The following is an 18,153-nucleotide window of genomic DNA, read 5'->3' on the forward strand; positions in this document are numbered from 1 at the left end:
CCGCCTAGATGCCGTACGGTCATCACGCCGGGCACGCCGGCGGTGTGCCCGGCGCCCCGGAAGCATACGTGCCGCCCGGCACACGGCGGCCTCCACGGTCCGCGGCGCCCGGCCGCCGCAGTCCGACAGCTCGGCCGCAGCCGACACCGGGTCAACGCCCTCCGGCGCGTTCACCCCTGCGGGGCCTTCCCAACCGCCGCCGAGGTCGGCAAAGTTGGCCGGTGCTCCGTATTCCCGCAGCAGCGGTCCTCATGCTGACGACGGCGGCCGTCACCACCGGCTGTGTCACCGTCGCCCACCGCCCGGCCCCCGAGAGTCTCCTGCCGCGCCCCGCACTGCCCGCCCCCTCCGTCGAGCCCAACGGTCCGGAGGTCAGCCGGCCTCCGGCGCGCAAGCGGCCGACGACGCCGTCCGGGGCCGCCGCGCAGCGGTCGGCGCCCGCGCTCCCCCTGCGACAGGAGCCCAGCGGCCGCAGCGACCGGGGCCCGTGGCGACGGGCAAGAAGAAGGGTAAGGGCGTCGGCCGGGGCGTACGGGGCAAGCCCAAGGCTCCCGGCTCGCGTCGGTACGGTCCGCTGTGGCCGCGCACCGAGAACCGGCGCCCGGCCGCCCCGGCACCCGGCCTCTGCAAGCTGGCGCGCGAATACGGACGCTGGCAGGACGACGACCGGGCCGACACCCTCTGCCGCGACGTCTACGGCGACTGATCTTTCCTACCCCTCCACCCCGCCCGTTCCCCCTGACACACCCGGATCACCCGGGCCACCCTTGCTGCCCGGGCCGCCCCCGCTACCCGGGCCACCTGTACCGCCCCCACCACCCGCCCCGTCGGCACCCCCGTCACCACCTGTCCCGTCGCCATCCCCTCCCCCACCGCCACCGCCCGAACCGGCGATCCGAACCCCCAGTCGTTCGATCGCCTGCCGCACGCTTCGGCCGTACTCGTCGTCGGCCAGCGGCACCGCCGTCCGGCGGGCCCGGTCGAGCTCGGTGCGGGCCTCGCCGAAGCGGGCCAGGGCGGCGTAGTCGGCGGCGAGGCTCAGATGGAGCGAGGGCAGCAGCGCCGCCACCGCCGGGACGGGCCGGCAGGCCGGTGCCTGCCGCTCCGCGTCCCGGCCCGCCGCCGGAGCGGCCTTCGCCTGCCGGGCCGTTTCGAGCGCGGTGAGATCCCAGTCCAGCTCGTCGGCCGGGTCGTCCTGCGTGTCGGCGAGGTAGTGGGCGAGCGTGCAGCGGTGGAACGGGTCACCGTCCGGCCCGATCTCGGCCCAGAGCCGCGCCAGGCGGTTGCGGGCCTCCTCCCGGTCACCGCCCCGGTGCAGCATGACCGCCTGCCCGATGCGGGTCAGGACGACGTCGCCGCCGGCTCTCGCACGCTGATCGTCCACCGCCGCACTCTCCCGCCCTGGTCCGCCGCCACGTCCGGTCTGCCTTCCCCGACGCTAACCGGCGCCCGGCGGTACCGCGCGGTGTGCGCGGCACGCCGCGGCCGCCCGGCTCAGCCCAGGTCGGGGATCCGCCAGTCGATCGGGGTGTGGCCCTGCACGGCGACGGCCTCGTTTATCCGGGTGAAGGGCTGGGAGCCGAAGAACTTCTTCGCGGACAGCGGGGAGGGGTGCGCGCCCTCCACCACCGCGTGCCGCGCCGTGTCGATCAGCGGCAGCTTCTTCTTCGCGTAGTTGCCCCAGAGCACGAACACCACCGGGTCGGGACGGGAGACGACCGCCCTGATCACCGCGTCGGTGAACTTCTCCCACCCCTTGCCTTTGTGCGAGTTGGCCTCGCCGGCCCGCACCGTCAGCACCGCGTTCAGCAGCAGGACGCCCTGGCGGGCCCAGGGCATCAGATACCCGTTGTCCGGGACCGGGTGGCCCAGCTCCTCCTTCATCTCCTTGTAGATGTTGCGCAGCGACGGCGGCGTCTTGACGCCGGGCCGCACGGAGAAGCACAGCCCGTGCCCCTGGCCCTCGCCGTGATACGGGTCCTGTCCCAGGACCATCACCTTGACCTGGTCGTAAGGGGTGGCGTCGAGGGCCGCGAAGACCTCCTCGCGGGGCGGGTAGACCGGCCCCTTCGCCCGCTCCTGCTCGACGAACTCGGTGAGCTCCCTGAAGTAGGGCTTCTCCAACTCCTCGCCGAGGACGCCGCGCCAGGACTCGGGCAGCATGTCGGTCATCACAGGGCAACCTCCGGTGTGCGATCCGTTCTCGGCAACGAACTTACCGGCGACCACTGACAACGCCCGCACGCCCGCCCCCGCACGCCCCACGCCCGGCCCCCGCCGGCCACGAGCCCGCCCCGCGACCGACCCGCACCCGCTCACGCCGTGTCGAGCCGCGCCCGCTGCGCCACGTCCAGTCGCAGATCCAGCGCCGCCAGACACTCGTCCAGCTGTGTCACCGAGCTCACACCGAGGACGGGTACGACCGGCACCCGGCCGCCGGCCAGCCAGGCCAGCACCACCTGGTTCACGGTGGCCCCGGCCTCCGCCGCGACCTCCTGGACGACCCGCAGCCGCGCCACCGACCCGGGGTGGTCGTACCGTTCGGGCAGCGGCTTCTCCGGCCGCGCGTACCCGCCGTGCATCAGCGTCGAGTAGCCGAGCAGCGTCAGGTCGTCGTGCGCGGCGGCGTAGTCGAGCAGTTCTTCGTCGGTCTCCCGTTGGAGGCCGGACTCGGCGTCGGGCCGGGGCCGCAGGTAGGTGTGCCGCTGCTGTACGGCGCGGAAGCCGGGCAGGTTCCGCGCGCCGGCGATGTGGCGGGCCTCGGCGAGCCGCCACGTGGCGTGGTTGCTGGCCCCGAGGACGCCCACGGCACCGTCCCGCACCAGACCGGCGAGCGCCTCGACGGTCTCCTCCAGCGGCACGGTCCGGTCCTCGACGTGGGCGTAGTACAGGTCCACCCGGTCGGTGCCGAGCCGCCGCAGACTGCCGTCGACCGCGGCCCGTACGGTCTTCTCGCCCAGCCCTTCCAGGTTGGCGGGCCATTCGGGACCGCGGGACGGATCGGGGCGGGCACCGACCTTGGTGGCCAGCACCGTACGGTCCCTGGCGCCCCGGCTGCGCAGCCAGCGCCCGAGCAGCAGCTCGCTCTCGCCGCCGGTCGCGCCCGGCACCCAGCAGGCGTAGTTGTCGGCGGTGTCCAGGAAGGTGCCGCCCGCCTCGGCGAAGCGGTCGAGGATGGCGAACGAGGTCGGTTCGTCGACGGTGGTGCCGAACGGCAGGGTGCCCAGGCACAGGGCGCTGACCGTGGGCCCCGTACCGCCGCCGAGGGTGCGGTAGCGCATGGTGGGTCTCCTTCGAGAGGCGCGTCGCGAGCCCGTACACGTACGCCCCGTACACGTACACACGGCCCGGAACGGCTGCGGTGCCGGTCCCCTCCGGACCGGCACCGCAGACCCTGCCTCTTGGAGTGCACATCAACGCAAGCGCTGCCGGAGCTTTCGCGCGCGGGCGCGCACACCCGCACGCGCGTGCTGTTCGCGCCCCCGCCTACCCTCGCGCCGCCCTCACACGCCCGCGTTGAGGAACAGCCCGCCGTCGACCTGGAGCGTCTGCCCCGTGACCCAGCCGGCGGCGTCGGACAGCAGGAACGCCGCCGCGCCCCCGATGTCCTCCGGGACGCCGAGGCGGCCCATCGGGTAGCCCGCCGCCGCCTCTTCCTCGCGGTTCTCGTACAGCGCGGCCGCGAACTTGGTCTTGACCACCGCGGGGGCGATGGAGTTGACCCGCACCACCGGCGCGAACTCGTGCGCCAGCTGGAACGTCAGGTTGATCATCGCGGCCTTGCTCATGCCGTACGCGCCGATGAAGGGCGAGGCGGAGACACCGGCGATGGAGGCGATGTTGACGATCGCGCCGCCGTTGTCCTTCTGCCACGCGTGCCAGGTGCGCTGCGCGAAGCCCAGCGCGGAGACGACGTTGGTCTCGAACACCTTGCGGGCGACGTTCAGGTCCAGGTCCGCGATCGGCCCGAAGACCGGGTTCGTACCGGCGTTGTTGACGAGGTAGTCGACGCGGCCGAACGCCTCCATGGCGCGCTCGACGGCGACACCCTGGTGGGCCTCGTCGTGCGCCTTGCCCGCGACGCCGATGACGCGGTCGGCGCCCAGCGTCTCGACGGCCTCCTTGAGGGCGTCCTCGTTGCGGCCGGTGATGCAGACCTTGTCGCCGCGCGCGACGAGCGCCCGCGCGATGCCGTACCCGATGCCCCGGCTGGCGCCGGTGACCAGTGCCGCCTTGCCGGAGAGCGGGGGCGGTGGGGTGTCCTGTGCGGTCATGTTCGCCACCTTCGGAGTCAGTTGAGCGGTCCGCCGGCCACGTACATGACCTGGCCGGAGACGAAGCCGGCCGCCTCGCCCGTGAAGAAGGCGATGGCGTTGGCGATGTCCTCGGGCCGGCCGACGCGCTTTACGGGGATCTGGGTGGCGGCCGCGGCCTGGAAGTCCTCGAAGCCCATGCCGACCCGCTCGGCGGTGGCGGCGGTCATGTCGGTGACGATGAAGCCGGGGGCGACGGCGTTGGCGGTGACGCCGAACTTGCCCAGTTCGATGGCGAGGGTCTTGGTGAAGCCCTGGAGGCCGGCCTTGGCGGCCGAATAGTTGACCTGTCCGCGGTTGCCGAGCGCCGAGCTGGAGGAGAGGTTGACGATGCGGCCGAACTTGGCATCCACCATGTGCTTCTGACAGGCGCGTGACATCAGGAACGCGCCCCGCAGGTGCACGTTCATGACGGTGTCCCAGTCGCTGTCGCTCATCTTGAACAGCAGGTTGTCACGGAGTACGCCCGCGTTGTTGACCAGCACGGTCGGCGCGCCCAGCTCCGCCGTGACCCGCGCGACCGCCGCCTCCACCTGCTCCGCGTCCGAGACGTCGCAGCCCACGGCCAGCGCCTTGCCGCCGGCCGCGGTGATCTTCTCGACGGTGCCCTTGCAGGCCGCCTCGTCCAGGTCGAGGACGGCGACGGCGCGGCCCTCGGCGGCCAGGCGCACGGCGGTCGCCGCGCCGATGCCGCGGGCCGCGCCCGTCACGATGGCTACGCGCTGCTCGGTGGTGGACATGCGGGGTTCTCCTCACCCTCGAAACCTCGACGAGCGGTCCGCCGCACCGCAACCACAGGTGAGCAACCGCTTAGTAGCTTCAGCAGGGGTGACGCTAGAAGCCCGGCCACCCCCTGTCAACGCCTCCCCGGCACGCCCGCGCACTTCAGGGCGGCCGCCGACCTCTGTACGGGCCGACGGCCACCGGGCCCCGTACCGCCCCGCGGCCGCCCCCTCCCCCTCACCTCACCAACAGATCGAGCAGCCGCTCCGCCTCCACGGACGGGTCCACGGTCAGCCCGGTGTGCACCGGCCCGGGCTGGACCACGGTGCTGCGCGGCGCGATCAGCCACCGGAAGCGCCGCCCCGCGTCGTCACCCGCGGCCTGCCCGGCCCGCTCGCCGCCCAAGCAGATCCCCTCGACGGCGCGCAGCGCCGCCTTGACGCCCTCGACGTCGGCCGTCGCGTCGAGCGCCCGCAGCCGCCCCTCGTCCAGATGCGTACGCGCCTCGACGAAGCGCCGGGCGCGGCAGTACACGACCACCCCCGCATTGATCATCTCGCCGCGTTCGACCCGCGGTACGACCTTGAGCAGGGCGTACTCGAACACGTCACGTCCGTTGTGCAGGCCGCTCACTTCACTGCCCTCCGCGGCAACTCGGTCGCCAGCCAGCCCGGCACCCGCGAGGGCCCGTCCTTCGAGGGTTCCCCGATGTTGATCCGCTCGCCGATCACCGGGGCACGGCCCAGCAGCGCCCGCACATAGGCCCGGCGCAGCTCGTCCGGCGAGTCGAAACCGGGCTCCCCCGCCAGCCACTCGTCCGGCACCGCGGCCGCGACCTCGGTCAGCAGCTCCTCGGTGACCAGCGGCGCGAGCTCGGCCGCCGCGGCCTCGACGTCCGGCCCGAAGCTCGCCAGCACATGGTCGGATGCGTCGTACGGCTTGGCCGCCGACTTCTCGGCGGTGGGCCAGTTGTGCTGCCAGATCATCGTGGCGCCATGGTCGATCAGCCACAGCTCACCGTGCCAGACCAGCAGATTCGGGTTGCGCCACGACCGGTCCACGTTGTTGATCAGCGCGTCGAACCACACCACCCGGCCCGCCTCCCGCGCGGACACCTCGAAGGCCAGCGGATCGAACCCGAGCGACCCCGGCAGATAGTCCATCCCCAGGTTCAGCCCGCCACTGGCCTTCAGCAGCTCCTGCACCTCCTGGTCGGGCTCGCTCAGCCCGATCACCGGATCCAGCTGCATCCGCACCAACTCCGGCACCCGCAGCCCCAGCCGGCGTCCCAGCTCCCCACAGACAACCTCGGCGACCAGAGTCTTACGCCCCTGCCCCGCCCCGGTGAACTTCATGACATACGTACCGAGATCGTCGGCCTCGACGATCCCCGGAAGCGACCCGCCTTCACGCAAGGGCGTGACATAGCGGGTCGCGATGACTTCGGACAACATGCGGATCAGGCTACTTCCTGGGCTTCGTCGCAGGTCAGCGACGTGCGGGTGGGACAGCGCGCTGGTTTCGATGCAATCATATCGGTGCAGCCGCATCGAATCCGCTCCGGTCACCGCCTTCGCCCGGGAGGGCTACCGAAGGAGCTGGGGAGAATTTGGGGAGTTTCCACCTTCAACCAGAGCTCCCACCGGGTCGCCGAGCAGCCCGTCGACAGCCCTACGCCCTCACCCGCCAGCCTCCGGCATGAAGTGAGCATAGTGACTGATGCGCATCGGTCAGCTCGTGTCGTCGCACCTTGCCCGACGCCTGCCCAGCCCACAACCTGCCCCCGCCGACAAGAGCCATCAGAAACGACCTAAGCCCGAACGCCGACGGGGCCGCGGCGCGGTACTCCACCGACCCCGCACCGTGACGAGTGACGGCAACGGCTACGGGTGGAAGCTGATTTCCGGGTTCTCGGGGGTCGGCCCGTCAAGGATCGGCTGGTCGATCCCCTTCAGCTGCAGAGCGAAGAAGGCCGCCACGTACTCCCGGGTGAGCTGTACCCCGCGCTCGGCGCCGATCATGGTGCCGGGCGGCTCAGGAAGCCGATCTTCTCGAAGAACAGCGGGAGGTCCGTGAAAGCGGCGTGGTGGGAGCCGGCCACGGTCAGCCAGCGCTTCCAGCCGTCGAGGTGGGCCCAGCTCTTCGTCCAGCTGGGGTCCTCCTCGCCGTCGCCCAGTGGGTGGCCGATCATCAGGAACGGCTTGCCCTTGAGGTCCGGTCACGGTCGATCATGCGGGCGTAGCGCCAGGCCGGGTGCCGGTGGATGGTCAACTGATCGATGACGAAGGAGATGTCCGTCGCCCGGCTCTCGTTCAGCGCCGCCCATTGCTCCGGGGTCGTCAGCTTGCCGCACATGACGCGGGTGAGCGTCTGTCCGTCGGAAAAGGTCGTCCCGGTGTTCTCGTAGGTGGGGTCGACGAGCACGATGATGTATCCGCGGCTGGTCAGGTCCTCGGCGAGGGCGGTCAGTTCGGTGCGCGGCATGGTGAAGCCGGGAGAGAGCACCACGAGCGGGAACCCGGCCGGGCTGCGGACGCGCGTTGGCCCTGGCCCACGTCCGGGCGTCCCTGATCACCTCGGTGGAGACAGTGTTGCCCGGCAACTTCACGTCCAGCATGAGTCTGGCAGCCTCGGGGGTCATGTACGGGGCCGGGCTGCCCGTTCTCTCCTTGGCGGGGTAGTACATCGACAACATCAACTGGCGGGGGCCCGACGCCGGAACCCACGGGTCGGGCCGGTCCTGGTCGACGAGGTGCAGGATCTCCCGGCCGGGCACGTACTGTCCCGTCGGGCGCGGGAGAGCGACCTGAGCACCCGTCGACACGGTGGGCCGGGCAGCCGCCGGGTGGCCACGATGCGGACATGGCGCTGCTCCTAGGACATGCTCATGATTGGGAGTCTAGGTGTATGTGACGCGCCGACTGCGTGTGCGGTCTGCCGTTGGGATGAAAGGTCAGTGGGGCAGGGTTCGGTGGCCGTGGACGATGTGGTGGGCGAGTTCGGCGAGGTCGATGCCGCGGGCGTAGGCGTGGCCCCGCAGCAGGTCCAGGGCCTGGTCGGGGGTGACCTCGTGGCGGTAGCTGATCATGCCGGTGGCCTGGTGGACGACGGCTTCGTGCGGCGGCAGGCGCACCCCTGCGCCCCGGCTGGTGTGCACAGCGGCAGTGGTGAGCAGGGCGGCGGCGTCCGCGTGGTCGCGGGCGGTGTGCAGATCCGTGCGGGACAGCGGCCCGGGCGCATCGCGGTAGAGGGACCACACCAAGCCGGCGCCGTCCGGGGAGTGGGGGTCGGCCCAGACGGGCAGGGCGAAGACCGCCCGGATGCCGTCGGCCAGGGCCCGTTCGCCATTCCCGCCATCACGGGCGAGCTCAAGCGGCACTTCCGTGACCACCCCTGGGACGTGCACGTGCCCCGGCGCACCCAGGAGCTGCGTAACAAGGTCCGCAAGGCCATACGGGAGCCGAGCACGGCCCTGGACGGCCGGCCTCCGACCGTGGCGCAGATTGTTGAACATGCCTGCCTGACCGAGGAGGAGGTCGCGCGGGAGCCGGAGGCGCTGGAAAATTACCGGCCGCTGTCGCTGGACGTGGCCCTGGACCGCAGCGTCCACCACGACGACTACACCCTCCTGGACACCCTCGGCGCGGCCGACGACCGCTTCGGGCTCGTCGAGAACCGTGAAACGGTCAAGCCCGCCCTGGCCAAGCTCCCCGAACGCGAACGCCGCATCCTGTACTGGCGGTTTTTCAAGGACGTGACGCAGAGCGCCATTGCCGCCGAACTGGGCCTGTCCCAGATGCACGTCTCGCGGCTGATCAGCCGGGCCCTGGCCCGGGTACGGACCGAGGTCGAGCAGCACCAGGCCGGGCAGGACACGGGGCGGGAGGACCGGGCCGCAGCGTGACCGACCGGGTCCTTCGGTTTGGGTCCGGAGGGTGCGGTTACCCGGTCTGCACCTTGGCCGGTAGGTGTCCGGCGGCCCGGTCAGGGCATGTGCGCCGGGGCCGGCTGGCAGGCTCCGGCGGGCGGTCGCCGCCGTCCAGACCTCGTGCGGTAGCGATAGGGCAGCCTGTGACAGTTCGGCTGCCTGCGGCGGTCCCGCTGGCGCCGGGCTCCGGGCCCGGGCGGTTTCGCCCGGACCCGGAGCGTCACCCGGTGAAAGGACCCGGGCACGGCAGTTGTGCGACGTGTATTCGGCTATCCACCCTTAGCCGGGCCCGGGCCGGGGATGGCTGCTGTCGAACTTCGCCAAAGGCCATGCGGTGCCCGCGGGCGGTGTCCGTGTACTCGCGGACCCGGTGGATCAGCTCGCCTTGAAGTTCCAAGACGAAGCAGTAGTCGTTGCCGTAGTGGTTGCCGTTGGCGAGCGTCGCCGTCATGGTCGCCTCCACTCCCCGCTCGCCGGCGGCGTGGAACCGGTGGAAGGTGACGATGACATCACGCGCGAACAGACGGGGGAAGCCCTCGGCGAAGAAGCGCACGGTCGCCTTCCTGTCAACCATGTGGTGGGTCGTCGCGAGCGCGACGGCAGTGGCGTTGAGCCATTCGGTGTCCTCGGTGAGGACCGCGGTGCGATCCGGTCAGGGTCGCCGCTGGCGATCGTCTGGAAGCCGTTCTGAATGACGGTGCTCATAAGCCCCGCCGACCAGACCCACCTGCACCGGGAGATCATGGCGTTCACCGGAATGACTCCGACCGCCCTGGCCGGTGACCCCGGGCTGGCGGTGGACGACATCGCCTGGCGCAACACCGCGTCGACGAGACGGGCTGACTCCCCGCCCGCGCACCGTTCACTACGAACACAGGGGGGCGTCCGTCCCACGGAACGCATCCCCGTTCTCTTACCGACTACCGCCCGTGAACGTGGAACCGGCTGTACGCGGGGAAGGCGAGCTGGCCACTGTCAACGGTCTCGGCTCAGCCACCGTTGTCGGGGCTGCCGGGCGCGGCGGTGGAAAGAGACGCTCACGGCCTGCGGCTTCGTAGGAAATCCGGTATGCGCACCGCATGCACTCCTCGCGGACCACGACGCCGTCCCGCAGGCGGACGCGGTGGTGCTGCGGTGCGCATCCGTGCGTGGCCATGGTCGGGAGCATGTCTTCCCCTCCTGCCGCACTGCGGCCGGACCGGTCACAGGCCGGGGGCACGGACATTCTGCCGGTGCCGGATGACGGGGCCAAGGCCCGGGAACCGGCCGCTCCAGGCGGTCCTGCCTCTCCACAGCAGGGCGGTGCGCCGCGGCCCCAGGGACCGCGGCGCACCTGGATGTCCGGGGGCCGTGGCGGGCGGCCCCGGAGCAGCGGTCAGCGGCGGCCCCAGCGCTTGGTGTCGACCACGCGGCGGTGGTCGTTGCGCAGGGTGGCGGTGTCGCGGCGGTTGTCCCAGACGTAATTGCGGCGGTCCTGGTAGACGTCGCGCCAGGTGCCAAGCCCGTGGCCGGTGTACACGCGGACCTCCTGGCGGCCGCTCAGGCGCAGGCTGTTGAAGCGGTAGGTCTTGTGGGTGCTGCGGCTGGTCAGCGTCCAGCCCTTGAGGTTGACCGGGCGGCGGCCGGCGTTCTTGACGGCGATCCGTTCCGCGTTGAGGCTGCGGTGGGAACCGTCGTCGCGGCCGGGGCTGTCGGCCCGCACCGCGCCGATGACGACGGGGAGTGGTGGTGGGCCGGGAGGGTGTGCGCGCCGGTGGCGGCAGCGGGCAGGACCACGGCGGTGGCCAGGGCGGCCGAGCCGAGTGCGACGGCCGTGAGACGGACGGAACGGGACATGGCAAACCTCCTGCGGCCAGCCCGCCTGGGCCGGTGCCGGAAGGACGAGAGGCCCGGAGCTGCCGGGCGGACCTCACTGTGAGCCCGTCCGGCAAGCAGTGATTGAAGATGGGACGGTCCATTACAGAACCCGGACATTCGGACAACCCGTCCGTGCCCGCAGTGCACGCCCCCGCGCCCCGACATCGAACACACGCCCCGGCACACCACACCGCGCAGGCTACAAACCTGGTGGTTCGCTGGGCCTGGTTCTCCTGGGGATGACGACCCGTACGGGCGTGCCGCACGGCGTCGACCGCTGCGAACGCGTGTCCATGCCGAAAGAAACGCGTCAGGGGCAGTGGGCAGGAAGAAGAACCATTCAGGCAGCGGTGCGCCCGGAAAGCCGTGCGTTTCCTGTCAGCGGAACGCTCGTTCAATCCGATGCGACGCGCTCAGCACCCTGTCCGTTTCTGTCATGGCTCCCCAACGAGTGCGAGCGAAGCGAGGGTTCGCCGTCAGGTGGCGCTCCTCGGCCCGGGGCTGGGCGATATCCCTTCGGGATACGGGCACCTGGCCGACGCCAGGCGCGCACGCCGACTCCGGGGCCGTGGGACGCACCGCGGCCTCCCCCGGCGTGCTCGCGGGCGACCTGCTCCAGGCCCCGGCCCATGTGCCGGTGAACGTGTGCGGGGACACCGTCAACGTCATCGGCCTGCTCAACCCCGCCTTCGTCGACCACTGCGCCAACCCTGGCAGCCATCATCACCCGCCCGGGCACGAGCCCCCTGGCCACAAGCCGCCGGGTCAGAAACCTCCTGGGCACAAGCCGCCCGGCCACCGGCCGCCGGGGCATGAGGTCCCCGGATCTCCGGTGCCGGGGCATCGGCCACGGGCCGACGTCGCCGGAAACGTGGACATCCGCACCCCGCCGGCCGCATCCCCGGCCGGCGGCAAGAGCCGGGAGACCGGGCAGGCCGCGCAGGGCCCAGCCCTGGCACGCACCGGCAGCGATCGCCTCGGTGCTGCGGCTGCCATGAGCGGCGCGCTGCTGCTCGGTGCCGTGGCACTGGTGCACCGCAGCCGCAACTCGCGCGCCTGGCATCCGCCCCTTCAGTACTGCGTGACCGGTCGCACCTGGCGGCTTCCGAACCGGGTGCCGCCAGTCGGGCACCGTGGCCCAGGCGCGGCGCCCGGCCGGCGCCGGGCCAGCTCGCGGCGGGCAGCTCGCCCCCTGTCTCCAAATGGTGCGCCGTGATGCACCGACTGTCCCTTCGTGGTCCGGGCGGTCTTCTGGACGGAGCGACGAAGGGCCACGGCGGCCGGTCACCTACCGTTGCGATTCCTTCACCCGATGGTCACGCCCGGTGCTGTCACCGCGGCGGTGGCGGTGGTTCGGCAAAGAGGGCACTGCGCCCGGCCGGCAGTTCCACGTGGTGCCAGGCATGGCCGTCTTCGGCCAGCACACGCAGAGCGGCAGTGCTGTCGGTGAAGACGGGCAGCAGCGGACCGGTACCCGTCCGTTCGATGACCTTGCGTACGGCGGGGCAGGGCCCGGCGAGCAGCAGCTGGTCGTCGGCCGCGTGCAGGCGCATCGCCTTGCGGACCAGCACGGCCAGAGCATCGATACTCAGCCGCCGCGCCGCCGTCACATCGACGATCACGGTGGGCACCGTCGCGCGGCACCGGATGACCGAAGCCAGACAGCTGACCGTCTCGCACGACCCCTCAGGAAGACACAGCAGGTGGTACTGGGCAGGCCCGGTGACCGTCATGGAAGCTCGTATCCGCGAAGTGGAACGTCCCGGGCCCAGGAGCGTGCAGCCCCAACGGCACAACGCGCCAACCGTGCCACCGACGTACCCGGCCACCCCAGCACCATTCCGCCCCGTCAGCAGCAAATCCCCTACGCTGCCCCCTGCTACCGGTAGACGTTGCCGGCGCGGTGCCGGCACGTGCCGCCAGTCCCGAGCTGCGGAGTATCTGCGCGGCGGCGGGCGGCAGTGCACCTCGGCCCGGCAACCCGGCGTCGTCCGAAGAACGCGACGCCGGGTGAGGAAGACCGGAGCCGACAGCGCAGTACCGAAAGCCTGTACCCGGTACTGCCCCCTACTCGAAGGAGACGGCCAGAAAGCCACAAAATTGAATCAGTTGTGGTCATCAGCTGGCCGGGAAGAGACGGAATCGAGCATTCCTTTGAACGGGAAACTTTTTGCCCCAGTGGCACTCGCGCGGCCCGTAAGGTGGCGCCCCACCGACGGCAGAACACGTGTCGCGGGCGCCCCTCTTCCCGCAAGGAGCTGGCCCATTTGAGCACTCGTACCCCCGAGCCACAGGGGAACTGCCGCACGGTACGGCCAGCCGGCGAACTCGACCTGTCGACGGCACCGGCGCTGCGCGACCTCTTGCGCGGAAACGATGCGGCACCCGAAGCCCGCCTCATCGCCGACCTCACCGCCGTGACCTTCATGGACACCAGCGCCCTGACCGAACTCGAAACCGCCCACTGCCGCAGCGAGGCCGCCGGCGGCTGGCTGCGCCTGGTCTACCACCAGCCCGCCATCGGCCGGCTCCTGCGCCTGACCGGACTGACCCGGGCCTTTCCCTGCTACGCCACCGTCCAGGACGCCTGCGCCGCCCGTCCGGCCCAGTCCATAGCCGTCCGGCCCGCTGCCGCACCCGCAGGACCGGTCGCCTACGCCGACGGGTGCCTGCCATCAGCCCGGTCCCAGGCCTCAGCAGGACGCCGCGAGCCCACCGGGTGCCCACCGCAGCCACAGACGTCTGGTGACCGACAGGAAGAATGGCCAAAACCCGCATGAACGAGCAAAAGAGGCCACTGTGCGCACAGCCTCCCCGGCCGTGAGGGAGATGCCTTCGGCCGGGGCCGCAGACAGCATGACCGGCTGCCCCGCGGGAACTGACCGCACCGGTCCGGTACCACCGCCACCGGCTGCGCCCACGAGCGGTTGACTTGCCCAGCCGTGACGATGAGCCCCGAGAATGCCTGCTGCTCAGCGCCGGGAGCACGGGGTCAAGGGCGCTGGTGCTGCCAGTGAGCCTCACGAGCACCGGATGCCCGGCGGCACGGATGTCGGGAGCGTGTGCTGCCATGGGCACCGAGGCGTAATCTCTCGCCCCGGCGCCCATGATCAGGACTGCACCGGCCGGGGAGGGCTGAGAGCGAGCGGTGCATCCTGCCTCTACTCTCCTCGCCCCATAGGGCTCACAACCGGCCTGCGCTGCGCATTTCCCCTACGCCGTTTCGCCTCCGCCGCCATCCTGAGCACACGGGGGTGAAGGGCTGGGAGCCACGGTGTGTACGGGTGGAACATGCACCTTCGCAGCGGACGCGCGCATTCATCCCGTCCCGTTGGCGGTTCGGGAACGCGGGATGTCGGCGAGATGTGAAGTCGCTCGTGTGGGGGGACGGCAGTGTGGATGTCCGGTCTGCTCCCGAGGGCGAAGACAGAGCTGGTGTGTCCCTCTGGGCGACGGCACGGACCAGGCACGTGAAGCCTGTCTGTATGGCATGAAGGCGCCGTGTGGCTGGTTCGCGCTTCTGGAGGGGGGTAGTTTGGCCGTAGGTCAGCCCTCGTCCGGGTGGTATTCCACCCAGACCCCGTAGTGTGCTTCCGGCCCCGGTTGCTGGCACCGTTCCGACCGGAGGCTGCCATGCCCAGTTCGTCCTTCCCCTGCCGGGTCCGCCCTCGTCGAACGGGCCGCCTGGGCTGCCGCGTGAGGCGCGGATCACCGCCGCGCTGATCGACCTGGCCGACACCCTGGTCGACGACTTCGACCCGGCCGAATTCCTCTACCGCGTCGCCGAACACTGCATGGACCTGCTCGACATCGGCGACGCGGGCGTCATGCTCGCCGTGCCCGGCGGGCCGCTGCGCCTGGTCGCCGCCTCCTCCGAACGCGTACGCCTGGTCGAACTCTTCGAACTCGACGCCAGCGAAGGCCCCTGCTGCACCGCCTTCGACCAGGCCGTCCCCGTCGACCACACCCTCAACGCCACACCCTCACCGCGCTGGCCGCGCTTCAGCACCCGCGCCCACAGTGCTGGTTACACCTCCGTGCACGCCACCCCGATCCGGCTGCGCGGCGACACCATCGGCGTGCTCAACCTCTTCCGCCGCGTCCCCGGTTCGCTGCCGGCAGCCGACCGGCACCTGGCCCGCGCCCTGGCGGACGCCACCGCCATCTCCCTGCTCCAGCAGAGCACCCTCGACCAGCACCGCACCGTCCGCGCCCAGCTCGAAAAAGCCCTGGACACCCGCACCATCATCGAACAGGCCAAAGGCTTTCTGACCGCCCGCCACGAAACCGACCCCGACACCGCCTTCCACCGCCTGCGCACCCACGCCCGCCACCACCACCTGCGCCTGGTCGACCTCGCCCGCGACATCGTCAACAGCACCACCACCCTGCCCCCACCCCCGGACACGGACAAAACACCCGTCCAGCCCTGAAACCTGGGGCCGGCATCGGCCCGGGCCGGTCACGGCTTGGCTCGGGGCCGGCCGCGTTGGCGTTCTGGGCCGTGGCTTTCGGATCAGCGTGGAGCAGCCCGCGGCGTCTGGTGCGGTGCATCGCAAGGCGGAGCATTGCCCTCGGACCGGGTGTCCGTGGGTGATGCGACAACGCCGCAAGGCGCCGTGCCAGACGCCGCGGGCCCAGGATGATCCGAAAGACACGACCTAGCCGAGGCGGTGGTGGTTGAGGACGTGTTGGGCGGTGTGGAGGAGGGGTTGGTTGTGGTGGAAGGAGTGGGCGCGCAGGCGGGCGAGGGCGTCGTCGGGGGTGAGGTCGTATTTTTCGGCGAGGACGCCGGCGGCCATGTGGACGGTGGGCGGGTAGCCCTGGGGGCCGCGCTGGGCGGGGCGGGAGGGGGCGTTGAGGAGGTGGGGGTGTTCGTCCAGGGCGAGCAGGGCGAGGATGCGGGCGTAGGCGGCGGCCCGGGTCTTCTGGTCGGGGGTGAAGGGGTGGGCTGGCTGCGGTAGAGGTCCATGGCGCCGACGGGGAGGGTGCCGATGGTCAGGGGCAGGGCCAGGACGCTGCGGGCGCCGTGTTCGCGGGCGATGGGGGTGTAGGCGGGCCAGCGGGCGGCCGTGTGGTGCAGGTCGGCTGCTTCGGCGGGTTCGCGGTGGGTGTAGGCGTCGGTGCACGGGCCTTCCCCGGTGACCAGCTGGGCGTCTTCGAGCGCCCGGGCGCGTTCGTCGGTGGCCGCGGCCAGCAGCCGCAGTTCCCCGGCGACGACCAGGGTGGCGCCGGCGAAGTCGGCGTGCAGGTCGTCGGCGCAGGCCCGGCAGGCGGTGGTGAGCGTCAGGCCGTCGGTGAACACGGCGGTGCTGATGCGCTGCCACGCCGCGGCGTGGTGGTCGTGGTCCACGGGGTGTCCCTTGAGCGGGGTACGTGCCGGGCAGGGGCGGGAGGGACACGTCCTTCCGCCGGGGTCCGGGGCGGGATGGGCCCAGGGTACGGGCCGGGGCGGGGCGGGCGGTCTTGCCTGGTCAGGGGCGGGGGATGGCGTCGGTGTCGAGGGCGCCGTCGATGAGCTGGCGGCACAGTCCGGTCAGGGCCAGCTGGTGGCTGCGGGCGTAGCGGCGCAGGGCGTCGAAGGCGTCGTCGAGGGTGGTGTTCCAGCGTTCGGCCAGGACACCCTTGGCCTGCTCGATGACGATGCGGCTGGACAGGGCGGCCCGCAGCTGGGCCCGCTCGACGTTGCCGAACATGATGGTGCGCTGCTGCAGGATGGCGATGGTCGCCACGTCCGCCAGCGCCTGCGCGACCCGGACATCGGCTGTGCTCAGGCTCTGCTCGCGGGCGTCGAAGAGGTTCAGGGCGCCCACGGTCTGCTGGCGCAGCCGCATGGGCAGGGCGTGGGTGGTGGCGAAGCCGGTCTGGCGGGCGCGTTCGGCGAACTGCGGGAAGGCGGCGGTGTGCTCGGGGCAGAGGAGGCTGATGTTGAGGCGGGCGGTGCCGCTGCGGTGGCACTCCACGCAGGGGCCCTGGTCGGTCTGCAGGGCGAACAGTTCCAGCAGCCGGGTGTGCTCGTCGGAGGCGGCGATCAGCTGCAGCCTGCCGTCGGGGTCGGTGAGCATCACTCCCACGGCCGTCACGTCCAGCAGGTCGTTGCAGCGGTCGCACAGCTGGTGCAGGAAGTCGATCAGGTCGAAGTCGTCGACGAGGGTGTCCACGGCATCGACCATGGCCGCCAGCAGCTGCTCTTCACGTGTCATGCCCGTCAGTCCCTTCGCCGGCACCTGCGTCCGGCCCGTTTTCATCATCTCTGAAGTGCAGCCGCCGGGCCACCACGTCCTCGGCGACCTCCGTCACCGGGCGGCCGTGGCGAAAGGCGTGGGCCCGCAGCCGCAGCAGCGCCTGCGCCAAGGGCACGCCGGCCTGCACGCTGACCATGCCGCTGGCCTGGTGGACGGCGGCCCGGTAGAACTCCGAGCCCTCTTCCCCGCAGGCGAACGCGCCCTGCTGCGGGCCGCCCTTGAGCAGCACGGCGGTCAGCGCGTTGGCCACCACCCACGCGTCGGTCATCGCGGCATCCGGCAGCGGGCCGGGCGCCGCGCGCTGCAGGGTCAGGGTGCCCAGACAGGCGGACCCGACATGCAGCGGGAAGCAGAAGAGCGCCCCGATGCCCAGGGCCGCGGCCTCGGGCAGCAGCGCGGGCCAGCGGCCGGCCGGCACCCGCGCCAGATCCGGCACCAGCACCGGCGCACAGCAGGCCGCCACCTCCGGGCCCGGCCCCTGCCCCAGCTCGTACTGCAGGTCCTCCAGCCGCGCACTCGCGCCGGCGGAGCACCACACCACCTCACTCGGGCCGCTGTCCGTGGTCACCGAGGCGGCGACACCGTCCACCCCCAGGGCCCGGGCGCACCGGTCCGGAGCGGCACCGACCAGGCCCGTATCACCGGCAGACGGGGGCAGGCCCTCCAGCACGGCAGCCAGGTCATTGTCGGCACCCACGCTCCACACCTCCTGTCCCAGCCGCCCTCTGGCTCGGGAGGCCAGCCCCTGCGGCGCGGCGCAGGGACGGTCTCAGTCTATGCAGTTCTGACCGCTCCAGTGCTCCGCTCTGACCGCTCAAGTGCTCCGCGCAGCAGAGGCCGGCATAACGGCTCCGAAACCTTCGTGCGGAGCCCGGCCGGGCGAAGAAACTGCCGCCGGATGCGCGCGGGCCCTGTGGAGCGCCGCAGCGAGGCGTAGGGTGAAAGTACGGCTGCCCGCAGGTGACGACCTCGTCCACCCAGGCTGACATTGGCTTCCGATCGGGGCAGCGTCGGCGGTGAATGCCGGAGATCGGAACACCCGATGCCCACGCACCGCAGGGCCGCGAGCCCGCCCCTTTCTGCACCG

General features: G+C 71.6%; 22 protein-coding genes and 1 pseudogene. 5 read left to right on the forward strand and 18 right to left on the reverse strand.

Annotation, left to right across the window (positions count from 1 at the left end):
• The first annotated feature begins 487 nt into the window (after positions 1-487).
• Complete coding sequence (locus tag ACEXOX_RS08710; RefSeq protein WP_406519828.1) at positions 488-706, forward strand: hypothetical protein; 219 nt, start codon at positions 488-490, stop codon at positions 704-706.
• Between the two features lie 6 nt (positions 707-712).
• Here ACEXOX_RS08710 and ACEXOX_RS08715 read toward each other — a convergent pair whose 3' ends face one another.
• From ACEXOX_RS08715 to ACEXOX_RS08765, 11 genes are all read right to left on the reverse strand, one after another.
• On the reverse strand, positions 713-1,384 hold the full coding sequence (locus tag ACEXOX_RS08715; protein ID WP_406519829.1) for a hypothetical protein: 672 nt from the start codon (positions 1,382-1,384) through the stop codon (positions 713-715).
• 110 nt (positions 1,385-1,494) lie between these two features.
• Positions 1,495-2,172: a uracil-DNA glycosylase gene (locus tag ACEXOX_RS08720; RefSeq protein WP_406519830.1), complete on the reverse strand. Its 678-nt coding sequence runs from the start codon at positions 2,170-2,172 to the stop codon at positions 1,495-1,497.
• A 143-nt stretch (positions 2,173-2,315) separates the two neighbouring features.
• The gene (locus ACEXOX_RS08725; RefSeq protein WP_406519831.1) at positions 2,316-3,281 is read right to left on the reverse strand and encodes an aldo/keto reductase; all 966 of its coding nucleotides are present in this window, start codon (positions 3,279-3,281) and stop codon (positions 2,316-2,318) included.
• Positions 3,282-3,503: 222 nt separating this feature from the next.
• Positions 3,504-4,274, reverse strand: coding sequence for an SDR family oxidoreductase (locus ACEXOX_RS08730; protein ID WP_406519832.1), 771 nt, complete (start codon positions 4,272-4,274; stop codon positions 3,504-3,506).
• A gap of 17 nt (positions 4,275-4,291) precedes the next feature.
• Complete coding sequence (gene fabG / locus ACEXOX_RS08735; RefSeq protein WP_406519833.1) at positions 4,292-5,053, reverse strand: 3-oxoacyl-ACP reductase FabG; 762 nt, start codon at positions 5,051-5,053, stop codon at positions 4,292-4,294.
• A gap of 220 nt (positions 5,054-5,273) precedes the next feature.
• Entirely contained in the window at positions 5,274-5,669 is a 396-nt protein-coding gene (locus ACEXOX_RS08740; protein WP_406519834.1) for a DUF3037 domain-containing protein, read from the reverse strand.
• A complete protein-coding gene (locus ACEXOX_RS08745) occupies positions 5,666-6,490 on the reverse strand; it encodes a HipA family kinase (RefSeq protein WP_406519835.1) in 825 nt (274 codons plus the stop codon). Before ACEXOX_RS08745 ends, ACEXOX_RS08740 begins: the two co-directional genes overlap by 4 nt.
• A 429-nt stretch (positions 6,491-6,919) precedes the next feature.
• Positions 6,920-7,057, reverse strand: a complete 138-nt coding sequence (locus tag ACEXOX_RS08750) for a hypothetical protein (protein ID WP_406519836.1) — start codon at positions 7,055-7,057, stop codon at positions 6,920-6,922.
• A complete protein-coding gene (locus tag ACEXOX_RS08755) occupies positions 7,054-7,227 on the reverse strand; it encodes a hypothetical protein (protein WP_406519837.1) in 174 nt (57 codons plus the stop codon). Before ACEXOX_RS08755 ends, ACEXOX_RS08750 begins: the two co-directional genes overlap by 4 nt.
• Positions 7,227-7,544: a hypothetical protein gene (locus ACEXOX_RS08760; RefSeq protein ID WP_406519838.1), complete on the reverse strand. Its 318-nt coding sequence runs from the start codon at positions 7,542-7,544 to the stop codon at positions 7,227-7,229. The genes ACEXOX_RS08755 and ACEXOX_RS08760 overlap by 1 nt, the downstream gene beginning before the upstream one ends.
• Positions 7,545-7,989: 445 nt before the next feature.
• A complete protein-coding gene (locus ACEXOX_RS08765; RefSeq protein ID WP_406519839.1) occupies positions 7,990-8,415 on the reverse strand; it encodes an ANTAR domain-containing protein in 426 nt (141 codons plus the stop codon).
• Here ACEXOX_RS08765 and ACEXOX_RS08770 point away from each other — a divergent pair.
• Positions 8,317-8,940, forward strand: a complete 624-nt coding sequence (locus ACEXOX_RS08770) for a sigma-70 family RNA polymerase sigma factor (RefSeq protein WP_406519840.1) — start codon at positions 8,317-8,319, stop codon at positions 8,938-8,940. The two genes, ACEXOX_RS08765 and ACEXOX_RS08770, sit on opposite strands and share 99 nt — an antisense overlap.
• A gap of 244 nt (positions 8,941-9,184) precedes the next feature.
• Here ACEXOX_RS08770 and ACEXOX_RS08775 read toward each other — a convergent pair whose 3' ends face one another.
• Both ACEXOX_RS08775 and ACEXOX_RS08780 read right to left on the reverse strand, forming a co-directional pair.
• Positions 9,185-9,517, reverse strand: coding sequence for a nuclear transport factor 2 family protein (locus tag ACEXOX_RS08775; protein WP_406519841.1), 333 nt, complete (start codon positions 9,515-9,517; stop codon positions 9,185-9,187).
• Between the two features lie 822 nt (positions 9,518-10,339).
• Entirely contained in the window at positions 10,340-10,666 is a 327-nt protein-coding gene (locus ACEXOX_RS08780; RefSeq protein ID WP_406519842.1) for a lamin tail domain-containing protein, read from the reverse strand.
• A gap of 591 nt (positions 10,667-11,257) precedes the next feature.
• Between ACEXOX_RS08780 and ACEXOX_RS08785 the strand changes: the two genes are divergently transcribed.
• Positions 11,258-12,037, forward strand: coding sequence for a chaplin family protein (locus ACEXOX_RS08785; protein ID WP_406519843.1), 780 nt, complete (start codon positions 11,258-11,260; stop codon positions 12,035-12,037).
• A gap of 115 nt (positions 12,038-12,152) precedes the next feature.
• On the opposite strand, the gene ACEXOX_RS08790 is transcribed toward ACEXOX_RS08785, so the two are convergent.
• Positions 12,153-12,554 (reverse strand): STAS domain-containing protein, encoded by a 402-nt coding sequence (locus ACEXOX_RS08790; protein ID WP_406519844.1) that lies wholly within the window; start codon positions 12,552-12,554, stop codon positions 12,153-12,155.
• Between the two features lie 534 nt (positions 12,555-13,088).
• On the opposite strand from ACEXOX_RS08790, the gene ACEXOX_RS08795 reads away from it, so the two are divergent.
• Both ACEXOX_RS08795 and ACEXOX_RS08800 read left to right on the forward strand, forming a co-directional pair.
• A complete protein-coding gene (locus tag ACEXOX_RS08795) occupies positions 13,089-13,601 on the forward strand; it encodes an STAS domain-containing protein (protein ID WP_406519845.1) in 513 nt (170 codons plus the stop codon).
• Positions 13,602-14,408: 807 nt separating this feature from the next.
• On the forward strand, positions 14,409-15,254 hold the full coding sequence (locus tag ACEXOX_RS08800; protein ID WP_406519846.1) for a GAF and ANTAR domain-containing protein: 846 nt from the start codon (positions 14,409-14,411) through the stop codon (positions 15,252-15,254).
• Between the two features lie 228 nt (positions 15,255-15,482).
• Here ACEXOX_RS08800 and ACEXOX_RS08805 read toward each other — a convergent pair whose 3' ends face one another.
• The 4 genes and pseudogenes from ACEXOX_RS08805 to ACEXOX_RS08820 all read right to left on the reverse strand — a co-directional run bounded on the left by ACEXOX_RS08805 (position 15,483) and on the right by ACEXOX_RS08820 (position 17,763).
• Positions 15,483-15,623 (reverse strand): ANTAR domain-containing protein, encoded by a 141-nt coding sequence (locus ACEXOX_RS08805; RefSeq protein ID WP_406519847.1) that lies wholly within the window; start codon positions 15,621-15,623, stop codon positions 15,483-15,485.
• A 155-nt stretch (positions 15,624-15,778) separates the two neighbouring features.
• Positions 15,779-16,174: pseudogene (locus ACEXOX_RS08810) on the reverse strand (GAF domain-containing protein); the annotation flags it as partial.
• A gap of 121 nt (positions 16,175-16,295) precedes the next feature.
• Complete coding sequence (locus ACEXOX_RS08815) at positions 16,296-17,024, reverse strand: ANTAR domain-containing protein (protein WP_406519848.1); 729 nt, start codon at positions 17,022-17,024, stop codon at positions 16,296-16,298.
• The gene (locus ACEXOX_RS08820) at positions 17,014-17,763 is read right to left on the reverse strand and encodes a GAF and ANTAR domain-containing protein (RefSeq protein WP_406518956.1); all 750 of its coding nucleotides are present in this window, start codon (positions 17,761-17,763) and stop codon (positions 17,014-17,016) included. The genes ACEXOX_RS08815 and ACEXOX_RS08820 overlap by 11 nt, the downstream gene beginning before the upstream one ends.
• Positions 17,764-18,153 lie beyond the last annotated feature (390 nt).

Source organism: Streptomyces sp. Ac-502 (assembly GCF_045222935.1).
Lineage (GTDB): Bacteria > Actinomycetota > Actinomycetes > Streptomycetales > Streptomycetaceae > Streptomyces > Streptomyces monomycini.